The organism is Acidithiobacillus sp. (assembly GCF_023255755.1).
In the GTDB taxonomy this organism is placed as follows: domain Bacteria; phylum Pseudomonadota; class Gammaproteobacteria; order Acidithiobacillales; family Acidithiobacillaceae; genus Acidithiobacillus.
In genome coordinates this window covers 1-10,492 of record NZ_JAGDVS010000203.1, presented here as the reverse complement: position 1 = coordinate 10,492, position 10,492 = coordinate 1, and the positions used below count along the sequence as shown (strand labels likewise).

General features: G+C 64.4%; 13 protein-coding genes. 12 read left to right on the top strand and 1 reads right to left on the bottom strand.

The features are described from left to right. The coding region (locus Q0C48_RS14570; RefSeq protein ID WP_291525595.1) for an ATP-binding protein at nt 1–187 on the top strand (187 nt) is incomplete at its 5' end. Between the two features lie 10 nt (nt 188–197). On the opposite strand, the gene Q0C48_RS14565 is transcribed toward Q0C48_RS14570, so the two are convergent. Then, on the bottom strand, nt 198–530 hold the full coding sequence (locus Q0C48_RS14565) for a hypothetical protein (protein ID WP_291525594.1): 333 nt from the start codon (nt 528–530) through the stop codon (nt 198–200). A gap of 144 nt (nt 531–674) precedes the next feature. Between Q0C48_RS14565 and argH the strand changes: the two genes are divergently transcribed. The 11 genes from argH to hypA all read left to right on the top strand — a co-directional run bounded on the left by argH (nt 675) and on the right by hypA (nt 10,397). Next, entirely contained in the window at nt 675–2,063 is a 1,389-nt protein-coding gene (gene argH, locus Q0C48_RS14560; RefSeq protein ID WP_291525593.1) for an argininosuccinate lyase, read from the top strand. Next, complete coding sequence (locus tag Q0C48_RS14555; protein ID WP_291525592.1) at nt 2,060–2,245, top strand: lipoprotein; 186 nt, start codon at nt 2,060–2,062, stop codon at nt 2,243–2,245. Before argH ends, Q0C48_RS14555 begins: the two co-directional genes overlap by 4 nt. Then, on the top strand, nt 2,242–3,486 hold the full coding sequence (lysA, locus tag Q0C48_RS14550) for a diaminopimelate decarboxylase (protein ID WP_291525591.1): 1,245 nt from the start codon (nt 2,242–2,244) through the stop codon (nt 3,484–3,486). The genes Q0C48_RS14555 and lysA overlap by 4 nt, the downstream gene beginning before the upstream one ends. A gap of 156 nt (nt 3,487–3,642) precedes the next feature. Continuing rightward, a complete protein-coding gene (locus tag Q0C48_RS14545; protein WP_291525589.1) occupies nt 3,643–4,194 on the top strand; it encodes a YbhB/YbcL family Raf kinase inhibitor-like protein in 552 nt (183 codons plus the stop codon). A gap of 32 nt (nt 4,195–4,226) precedes the next feature. After that, nucleotides 4,227–4,703 carry a hydrogenase maturation protease gene (locus tag Q0C48_RS14540; protein WP_291525588.1) on the top strand — a complete coding sequence of 159 codons (477 nt, stop codon included), beginning with the start codon at nt 4,227–4,229 and terminating at the stop codon, nt 4,701–4,703. Beyond that, nucleotides 4,690–5,106 (top strand): hydrogenase expression/formation C-terminal domain-containing protein, encoded by a 417-nt coding sequence (locus tag Q0C48_RS14535; RefSeq protein ID WP_291525586.1) that lies wholly within the window; start codon nt 4,690–4,692, stop codon nt 5,104–5,106. The genes Q0C48_RS14540 and Q0C48_RS14535 overlap by 14 nt, the downstream gene beginning before the upstream one ends. Beyond that, nucleotides 5,106–6,209, top strand: coding sequence for a hydrogenase small subunit (locus tag Q0C48_RS14530; RefSeq protein WP_291525584.1), 1,104 nt, complete (start codon nt 5,106–5,108; stop codon nt 6,207–6,209). The genes Q0C48_RS14535 and Q0C48_RS14530 overlap by 1 nt, the downstream gene beginning before the upstream one ends. Then, entirely contained in the window at nt 6,199–6,864 is a 666-nt protein-coding gene (locus Q0C48_RS14525) for a nitrate reductase (RefSeq protein ID WP_291525582.1), read from the top strand. The genes Q0C48_RS14530 and Q0C48_RS14525 overlap by 11 nt, the downstream gene beginning before the upstream one ends. Beyond that, nucleotides 6,861–8,222, top strand: coding sequence for a (Fe-S)-binding protein (locus Q0C48_RS14520; RefSeq protein WP_291525580.1), 1,362 nt, complete (start codon nt 6,861–6,863; stop codon nt 8,220–8,222). Before Q0C48_RS14525 ends, Q0C48_RS14520 begins: the two co-directional genes overlap by 4 nt. A gap of 3 nt (nt 8,223–8,225) precedes the next feature. Then, complete coding sequence (locus Q0C48_RS14515) at nt 8,226–9,983, top strand: nickel-dependent hydrogenase large subunit (RefSeq protein WP_291525578.1); 1,758 nt, start codon at nt 8,226–8,228, stop codon at nt 9,981–9,983. Nucleotides 9,984–10,055: 72 nt separating this feature from the next. After that, nucleotides 10,056–10,397, top strand: coding sequence for a hydrogenase maturation nickel metallochaperone HypA (hypA, locus tag Q0C48_RS14510; RefSeq protein ID WP_291525597.1), 342 nt, complete (start codon nt 10,056–10,058; stop codon nt 10,395–10,397). Nucleotides 10,398–10,492 lie beyond the last annotated feature (95 nt).

Genomic DNA, 10,492 nt, shown 5'->3' with positions numbered 1-10,492 from the left:
GGGCATTGCGGAGACTGACCTGGAAACCGTGCGTGCGCCTTTCGCACAAGCCGGAAAGGGCGGCGGGGTAGGGCTTGGGCTGGCCATCGTCGAACGGATTGTGGCCCACCATCACGGGCGTTTTTCCCTGGTCAACGCGCCGGGCGGCGGCCTGGAGGCGCGCATAATCCTGCCGCAGTCATATTAAACGGGTGACTTCAGGACCGGGTAGCGGCTGCGGGCGGGCAAAGCTTACGAAGGTTGGCAACTTCGGCGGGACTGAGGTTGTGCCACTTAATGTTGCCGCACTGCCCGCTGATGGGGCCCTCCAGCGTGCCCTCCTGAGAAATGGTCTTGCCAACGGGAAAGTTCGCAACGGACCGAGTGGATACCGTGGGTGATATCAGTTGCACCGCCGCCGCAGCAGGTGCTGCGGACTGTACCTTGGGCCGCTGGTCCTGCCACCAGAAGAACAGCACCACCGCCAGAATCAGCAAAAACAGCAACACGATCAGCCAGCGCCAGCCATGCGTTTTTTCGGCTTCGTCCATCCGTTGTACCCCGCGTGTAAGCTCTTCTTTCAGACTGTAGCAAGAGCCGGAGAGGAATGCCAAAGAGTCGGATCGGCTGCTGGAAGCGCTGGCGAACAATGCCCCCTTTTCGCTATAGTCGCGGGCAGGACAGGAGGTGTGGGCATGAGTGAAAAAATGTGGGGTGGACGCTTCGCGGCGGGCACCGACAGTCTGGTAGAAGCCTTTACGGCATCCATTCAGGTGGACCGCCGTCTGTACGCGGAAGACATCCGTGGCTCCATGGCCCATGCGCGTATGCTGGGTCGGGTGGGCGTGCTGACGGAGGCGGAGGCGGAAGCCATCGTCACCGGGCTGGCGCAGGTGCAACAGGAGATCGTCGAAGACCGCCTCCCCTTTGTCGACGCCCTGGAAGACATCCACATGCACGTCGAGTCACGCCTCACCGAAATCATCGGCGACGTCGGCAAGAAGCTCCACACCGGCCGTTCCCGCAACGATCAGGTAGCTACCGACCTGCGCCTTTATACCCGCGGCTGCCTGGATGACCTCGTCCAGGGGCTGCAGCACCTGCAAAACGTCTTCATCGACCTTGCCGAGCGGGAGGTGGAGACTATCCTCCCCGGCCTGACGCACATGCAGGTCGCCCAACCGGTAAGCTTTGGTCACCACTGTATGGCCTATGTGGAGATGTTCCACCGCGATACCCAGCGTCTGTTCGATGCGCGGCGACGGGTGAATGTGCTGCCCCTGGGCGCGGCGGCGCTGGCGGGGACTACCTTTCCCATCGACCGCTGGGATGTGGCGCGTCAGCTCGGCTTTGAGGCCGTCGCCGAAAACAGCCTCGATGCCGTCTCCGACCGCGACTTTGTAATGGAAGTGTTATCGGACCTGGCCATCCTCGCCGTCCACCTCTCGCGGCTGTCGGAAGAGCTGATCCTGTGGATGTCGGCGCCCTTCGGCTTCATCGACCTACCCGATGGCTTCTGTACCGGCTCCAGCATCATGCCGCAAAAGAAGAACCCGGATGTCGCAGAAATCATTCGCGGCAAGAGCGGGCGGGTGATTGGCGATCTCGTCGCTATCCTCGTCCTTATGAAGGGCCAGCCCCTCGCCTATAACCGCGATAATCAGGAAGACAAAGAAACCTTTTTCGACGCCCTCGACCAGATGCGCGCCAGCGTGGAGATCATGGGCCGGATGCTGCCGGGCCTGCAGACCCGGCCTGCGGTTATGCGCGCGCAGGCGGAACGCGGCTTTGCCACCGCCACCGATCTGGCCGATTATCTGGTGCGCAAGGGGCTGCCTTTCCGTGATGCCCATGCCGTGGTGGGACGGGCGGTACGCCTGGCCCAAGAACGCAACATCGGCCTGGAAGCCATGCCACTGGCGGATTTGCAGGCCTTGTCACCGCTCATCGGTCGGGAGGTCTATGAGGTGCTGGTGCTGGAAGGCTCCCTGGCGGCGCGTGACCACTTGGGCGGTACGGCACCCCGGCAAGTGCAAGCCGCCATCCTGCGCGCTCGTGAGCGCTTGCAGCGGGAGGCTCTGTGAACCGCGCCCGCGCCGTCTTCCTGCTGCTGCTGCTTGGTCTCGCGCTGGGCGGTTGCGGCCGTAAAACGGCCTTGACCCTGCCGCCCGCCCACAGCGTTACACCTGCCGCACCCACGGCTCCTGCCCAGAACCCCACATCCGCTGAGCCCGCGGCGCCTGTTCAGAGCCCCGCTGCCCCATGAATACTTTTCACTACCGCGATCACGCCCTTTATGGCGAAGACCTCCCTTTGCAGGAAATAGCGGAGCATTACGGTACGCCCTGTTACGTCTACTCCGAAGCGGCGTTGCGCGAGCGCTATCACTCTTTCAGCGCTGCCCTCGGTGACAATACCCAGGTCTGTTATGCGGTCAAGGCCAACAGCAATCTCCGCATCCTGCGGATTTTTGCGGAGATGGGCGCGGGCTTCGATATTGTCTCTGGCGGTGAGCTGGAGCGGGTGCTGCGTGCGGGTGGCGATGTCGGCAAGATCGTTTTTTCCGGTGTCGGCAAGTCCAGCGTCGAAATCCGCGCTGCCCTCAACGCCGCTATCTTCTGCCTCAATGTGGAATCCGCGGCCGAACTCTGGCGTATCGCGGACATTGCTGCCGACATGGGCAAACGTGCGCCCGTCGCCCTGCGGGTCAATCCCGACGTGGACCCCGGCACCCATCGCTACATCGCTACGGGGCTGAAAGAGAGTAAGTTCGGCATCGCCATGGATCAGGCTCGCCACCTTTACCTGCAGGCCGCGCAACACCCGGCGCTGGAGCTGAAAGGTATTGCCTGCCATATCGGCTCCCAGTTGCTGGACCTGACACCCTTGGGTGAGGCCGCAGTGCGGGTGCGCGCGCTGTATGACGAACTGGCGGCCCATGGGATTGCCCTCCAGCATCTGGATCTGGGCGGCGGTGTGGGCATTCGCTACCACGACGAAATCCCGCCCAGCCCCGCCGACTACGCCTGGACGCTGGATCAGGCTTTGCAAGGCGTAGCGGTACGGCGGGTAGTGGAGCTGGGCCGGGCGCTGGCGGGCAATGCCGGCGTGCTGCTGACCAAGGTGGAATACCTCAAGGACAACGGCAGCAAGCAGTTCTGCGTGGTGGATGCGGCCATGAATGACCTGTTGCGCCCCGCGCTGTACGGGGCCTGGCATGACATCCTGCCCCTGCACCAAAGCGCCGAAACAGGACAAGCCATGGATGTCGTCGGCCCGGTCTGTGAAAGTGGTGACTTCCTCGCCAAGGACCGCCCGGTAGCGGCCAGGGCCGGTGACCTGCTCGCCGTAATGAGCGCTGGCGCCTACGGTTTCGCCATGAGCAGCAATTACAACAGCCGCCCCCGTCCTCCCGAAGTGCTCATCAGCGGCCACCAGCATCGCCTCATCCGCCGCCGCGAGACCCTCGACGATCACTTGGCGTTGGAGGAAAACCCGAGCCTCTAAGGAATCCCCCCATAAGGATCGCTAGGTAACGCGTCCGTCGACACCACCGACTATCTGCTATCCTTAGGCGGTAATGGGATATTTCCGCGGGCTCGGCCGTATCGGAGGCGACCGCAGCACTTGGCCAAGCGCCCGCACACTTGTGAGGAGGCCACCATGGCAGAGATGAAGGTATTCAGTACCGGCATCGATCCTGACGACTGGATCGCCAGACGTTTCACTCAACCCGGCGACGGGCGCACCCCGCCCATCTTCTGGCAGCATCTGCCACCCGGCACCAAAAGCCTGATCCTGCTCATGGAGCATCGCGAGGCGGAAGCAGGGCGCAAGGTCCAGTGGCTGGGCTATGACCTGCCGCCTGCCGCTGAAGGTATCCACGAAGGCGGCCCATTGCCTGATGGCGCCAAGCTGGGGCGCAATGACTTCGGGACCATGGCTTACCGCCCGCCGGAGGCAGACGCCAACCATCAGCTTCAACACTATGACTTTATCCTGATGGCGACCGATCTGCCTATCCTCGGCCTCGCCGAAGGCGCCGGCTGGGAATCGGTGAAAGGAAGGCTGCGCAAGGGAGGTCGGGACAGCGACCAACTCGGACCGCCCCCCGCCGCGGACCCCCGTGCCCGCGAATTCCATCCGCTCGGTCACATCCTCGACCACGCGGAGTTCTCCGGGCATTTCGCACTGGATACGGACAAGCACGTTTGAGCGCCGTCGCTCCGATCCCCCACGAGGGCACGATGGGAAGCATACTGGTACTGGGGCTGGGTAATATCCTGCAAGGGGACGATGGAGTGGGTGTGCACGTCGTCCGCTGGCTCGCCGGGCAGGCACCCATGACCGGCGTCACGGTCCTGGATGGGGGCACGATCTGCGCGTCGCTGCTGGTTGAACTGGAGGGAGTGAATGCTTTGCTGGTGGCGGATGCCGTGGAATCAGGACAAGAAGCGGGGCAGGTGACCCTCTTCCAGGGGGCAGAGATGGACCGTCTCCTGGCCCGTCCCAGAGCCGGCAGCGTGCACGAGGCCGGCCTAGCCGAACTGCTGGACATGGCGCGCCTGCTCGGTTGTCTTCCACCCCGGCGGGCCTTGCTCGGCATTCAGCCCCGGACCATCGCCTGGGGCGACACCCTGAGTTTGCCGCTGGCCCGGTCCCTGCCCGAAGCAGGGCGTCGCGCCCGATCGCTCCTGGAGGAATGGCAACGTGAAGACGCTTGATGCCATTCCCATCCGTCCCGCGCCTAGCCCCGCCGCCAACGCGCCGGCCTTGCTGCAGGAGATTGCCGCCGCCCTGGATGCCTTGCTCCTCTCGGGGCGGCGGCACTGCATCGACCTTGGCTCCTTGCCCCTTTCCCCCGCCGACCGGGATATGCTCCGGGAGACTCTGGGGACGGGAGAGGTTCACATGGAACTGGCAACCCTGGGAACCTCCCGCATCGAGGAGACCGGGGTAGCGGGTGTGTGGTGGGTGCGCCATTCCAGCGAGGACGGAATTCTGCTGACGGAGTCGCTGGAAGTATGCCATGTGCCGGAGATCGTTCCGGCTGATACCACGGACATCGCAGTCGGGCTGCAGCGGCTGCGGCAACGCATCGTCGTTCGCGCATCGGGAGAATACTGATGGACGAAACCATCCTCGACGCATTCCGGAAAAACGGCCTGAGCCGTCGCGCCTTCCTGAAATTTTGCGCCGCCACCGCCTCCCTGCTGGCCCTGCCCCCCGCCGCCGCTGCGGCCATGGCAGAAAAGCTGGCGACCACCCTCCGCCCCACGGTGATCTACCTCTCCTATCAGGAATGCACCGGCTGCCTGGAATCCATGACCCGCTCCTTCTCGCCTACCATCGAACACCTCATGTTCAACAACATTTCCCTGGCCTTTAACGATACGCTTCAGGCCGCTGCCGGGGAGGCCGCCGAGGCAGCCCGGAAAGAAGCCATGCGCAAGGCCTGGGGCAAGTACATCCTCATCGTGGACGGGGCCGTGCCCATGGGAGCGGGCGGCGCCTACTGTGTGGCCGCGGGCCAAAGCGCTGTCGATGACCTGCGCCATGCCGCCCAGGGGGCTGCGGCCATCATCGCGGTGGGGACCTGCGCCGCTTTCGGCGGCGTTCCCTATGCGGCACCCAACCCCACCGGCGCGGTGCCGGTCTCGGAGGTCGTCCGCGACCGCCCCATCATCAACGTCTCGGGCTGTCCGCCCATCCCCGAGGTGATGACCGGGGTGGTCGTCTACTACCTGAGTTTCGGGATGCCCGCCCTCGACCGCCAGGGGCGACCGCTGACGTTTTACGGCAATACCATCCACGACCGTTGCTACCGCCGGCCTTTCTACGACGAGGGCCGCTTCGCCCACACCTTCGACGACGAGGGCGCGCGCAACGGCTGGTGTCTCTACGAGTTGGGCTGCAAGGGACCGGTGACCTATAACGCCTGCGCCACCCTGAAATGGAACCAGGGGACCAGCTTTCCCATCCAATCCGGTCATGGTTGCCTGGGCTGCTCCGAGCCGGACTTTTGGGACAAGGGCGGATTTTACCGGCCTCTGCCTGCAGCTACCGGCCACTGGCCGCGCGGGGAGGTTTTGGGCGGTGCGGCGCTGGGGGGAGCAGTGGTCGGGGTGGGAGCGGCAGCGCTCGCCCGCTCCCGTCAGCAGGCGGCCGCTGCAAAAAGCGCCAAAGAGGTAAACAGCCCGCCCCCCAAGGAGGATTCCCATGAGCACTGAGACAGACCTGCTGGATTTCGCCCGCGGCCCCGCCCTGGAGGCCGCGCTGATCATCCTGGTTTTCGGCATGTTTTGGCGGCTCGTGGGGGTGTTGGTTCTGCGCCGACCCCGCGATCTTTCGGAGCCGCGGGTGCGCCACGCCTGGCTGGGGGGCATCAGGACCATCTTTACCCGCATGTGGCCGCGCCGGGAGTTCCGGCCCCGCATCCTGCACTGGGAGGCGGTGAGCTACGTCTTTCACTTCAGCCTGGCGTTGGTGATTCTGGGCTTGCTGCCCCACATCCTCCTCATCCGCGACATCACAGGCCTGTCCTGGCCGGGCTTGCCGACGGGGGTAATCACCTTTGCCGCCGGTGTCGCCCTGATCAGCCTCCTCGCCCTCCTCGCCCATCGCGCCACTCACCCGGTGCTGCGCCAGATCTCCAATTTCGATGACTACTTCAGTTGGCTGCTGGTCTTTACGCCGCTGCTCACGGGGCTCATGGCCTATTACCATCTGGGTGGCCGTTATGAGGACCTGCTCGCCGTGCACATGCTGAGCGCCGAACTCCTGCTGGCGTGGCTGCCCTTCAGCAAGCTCGCCCATACCGTGCTCTTCCTGTTCTCCCGTGGCGTCACCGGGACGATCTACAGCCGTCGGGGGGCACAGACATGACCAGCACGGATACGCAGTTCCCTCTGGAATTGAACCAGCCTCGTCTGAGCATCCAGAAACCCGAGCCACGCTACGACAAGCAGGGCGAGATGGCCGACACCGAGCGGCTCGACCGGGCCATGCGCGGCTTCGTCAAGGATTTCGGCGCCACCGCCGCCCTCTACATGGAGTCCTGCGTGCATTGCGGCCAGTGCGCCGAGGTCTGCCAATACTATGTGCAGACCGGCGACCCCAGATATACCCCCATCTGGAAGCTGGAACCCTTCAAACAGGCCTACAAGCGCGAAGTCGGGCCTTTTGCGCCTTTTTTCCGCCTGTTCAACCTCAAGCGCCGCGTCACTGTGCAGGAGCTGGAAGACTGGCAGGATCTGATCTATGACAGTTGCACCCAATGCGGGCGCTGCACCATGGTCTGCCCCATGGGCATCGACATCGCCAGCCTCGTTGGCCTGGCCCGGCACGGCATGGCCGCCGCCGGGCTGGTGCCCCACGAACTCTGGGCGACGGTGGAGCGCGCGAAACGGGAAGGCAGCCCCCTCGGCGCCACCCCGGCGGTCCTCAAGGACCGCATCGCCTGGCTGGAGGATGAGCACGGCGTCGAGATTCCCCTGGATCGGGAACGGGCGGACGTCCTCATGACCATCTCCTCCATCGAGGTCATGAAATATCCCCAGTCCATCGTCGCCCTGGCCCGGATCATGAAGCGGATGGGCGCATCCTGGACTTTTCGCAGCGAGGGTTACGAGGCTACCAATTTCAGCATGTTCGCCGGCGACCAGCAGGGTCAGCGGGAGGCGAGCCTCAAGCTCATCGAGGCCGCCATCGCGGTGGGCGCCAGGACCCTCATCCTGCCGGAATGCGGCCATGCCTATCAGGCCCTGCGTTGGCAGGGCGCCAACCTCTATGGCAAGCCTCTGCCCTTCCGGGTGTTACAGATCGCCGAGTATCTGGCGGAAGGGATCCGCCAGGGCAAGCTGCAACTGCAACCCGTGCAGAATTCGGCGACTTTCCACGATCCCTGCCAGATCGTGCGCCGCGGCGGCGCCACGGAGGCGCCGCGGGAGGTGCTGCACGCCTTGGGAGTGGACCTGCGGGAGATGGACGCGCACGGCGCCTACAACTGGTGCTGCGGGGGCGGCGGCGGGGTGGTGACCATCCACCGGGCCGACCCCCTGCGCTACAAGACCTACCAGATCAAGATGCAGCAGGTGGAGGACACAGGGGCGGAGATGCTGGTATCGACCTGTTCCAACTGCCGTCAGACCTTCGACGACGGCCAGGCCCATTTCCATTGGGACAAGACGGCCCAGAGCCTGCTGGAACTGGTGGCCGACCATCTCGTTACGGAGCAGGAGTGATTCATGGTCAAGCAAACCGTCGTCGTCGATCCCGTCACCCGCATCGAGGGGCACTTGCGCATCGAGGCTGAGGTCAAGGATGGCGTCATCACCGGCGCTTCCAGTTCCGGGACCATGGTGCGCGGCCTGGAAATCATCCTCCAGGGCCGCGATCCCCGTGACGCCTGGGCCTTCGCCCAGCGCATCTGCGGGGTCTGCACCCTGGTGCATGGCATCGCCTCGGTGCGGGCGGTGGAGGACGCGCTCCATTACCCTATCCCGCAAAACGCCCAATTGATCCGTAATCTCATGATCGCCGCCCAGTTCGTCCACGATCATGTGATGCATTTCTATCAACTGCACGCCCTGGACTGGGTGGATGTGCTCTCGGCCCTCCAGGCGGATCCCGCCAAAACGGCCGCGCTGGCCCAATCCCTGAGTGATTACCCGCGCTCCTCGCCGGGCTACTTCGCCGAGGTGAAGGACAAATTCACCCGTTTCTCGGCCTCTGGACAACTCGGTATCTTCGCCAACGGGTACTGGGGCAACCCCGCCTACAAGCTGCCGCCCGAGGCCAACCTCATGGCGCTGGCCCATTACCTGGATGCCCTGGCCTGGCAGCGGGAGGTGGCCAAGCTCCATGCCGTCTTCGGCGGCAAGAACCCCCATCCCAATTTCGTGGTGGGTGGAGTGCCCACGGCCATCAGTGTGTCGCCCGCGACGCTGCACGACAGCGCGGCGGCGGGGGCCGGGGCCACCGCCGTCAACATGACGGGCCTGGAGATCGTGCAGAATGTCATCCGCGAGATCCGCCGTTTCGTGGATCAGGTCTACCTGCCCGACACCCTCGCCATCGCTGGCTTTTACAAGGACTGGTTCGGCAAGGGCGAAGGGGTGGGCAACTTCCTGACCTACGGCGAGTTCCCCTCCATGGGCATCAACGACCTGGACGGCCTCATGATCCCCCGCGGCATCATCCTCAACCGGGACCTCTCCACCCTCCATCCTCTGGAACTGCGCGCCCCCGACCAGATCCAGGAGTTCGTGGCCCATTCCTGGTATTCCTACACCGTGGGCAAGGACCAGGGGCTCCATCCATTTGCGGGACAAACCCACCTGGACTATACCGGACCCCAACCGCCCTACGCGCATCTGGACAGCGCGGCCAGCTATTCCTGGATCAAGTCGCCGCGCTGGAAGGGCAAGGCGATGGAGGTGGGGCCTCTGGCCCGGATGCTGGTCCTCTATGCCAGCGGTAACCAGGAGGCCCGCACTCTGGTGGACAGCAGCCTGCGCAATCTGGGCCTGCCCGTCGAGGCACTCTTTTCCACCATGGGACGGACCGCCGCCCGCACCCTGGAGAGCAAGATCATCGCCGACGCCATGCAGGGCTGGTACGACCAGCTCATGGCCAATATCCGCGCCGGAAAACTCGAAACCTTCAACCCGGCCCTCTGGGAGCCTTCCTCCTGGCCCGCCGAGACGCGCGGCGTGGGTTTCATGGAGGCGCCCCGCGGCGCCCTGGCCCATTGGGTGGTCATCAAGGACGGTCTCATCGACAACTACCAGGCGGTGGTACCCAGCACCTGGAATGCCGGCCCGCGGGATGCCGCCGGACAGGACGGCCCCTACGAGGCGGCCCTCAAGGGCACCGAACTCCCTGACCCTGCCCAGCCTCTGGAGATCCTCCGTACCATCCACAGCTTCGATCCCTGCATCGCCTGCGCCGTCCACCTGGTGGACCCGGACGGGGAGGAGCTGTTGCAGGTAAAGGTATGCTGAAGAAAAAAACCGGACGGGGATCTTCGGCTCCGGTGAGTGGCCGCGTCCTTGCCCCTGACGGCCTGCCCCGAGATGCATGAATTATCCTTGTGCGAAGGCGTACTCCAAATCCTGGAGGAACAATCCGGGATCCAGGGCTTTCTCCGGGTAAGCAGGGTTTGCCTGGAGATCGGCGCCCTGGCTGGCGTGGAACCGGAGGCGTTGCGCTTCCATTTCGATGCGGTCACCCGGGGCACGCTGGCGGAGGGCGCCATACTCGAGATCGTGGCGGTGCCGGCACAGGCGTGGTGCCTTCCCTGCGGCGAAAAAGTATCCATCCGGCAATATTTCGATGCCTGCCCCCAATGCGGCAGCCATCAGCTTCAGGTCATCGGGGGCGAGGAACTGCGCGTTCAACAACTGGAGGTGGAATGATGTGTAGCATATGCGGTTGCGGTGGGGATGCGGGGCACCCTCATCACGGCGACGCGCTCCGGCCGACCCACGTCCATGCCCCAGGCATGGACGGG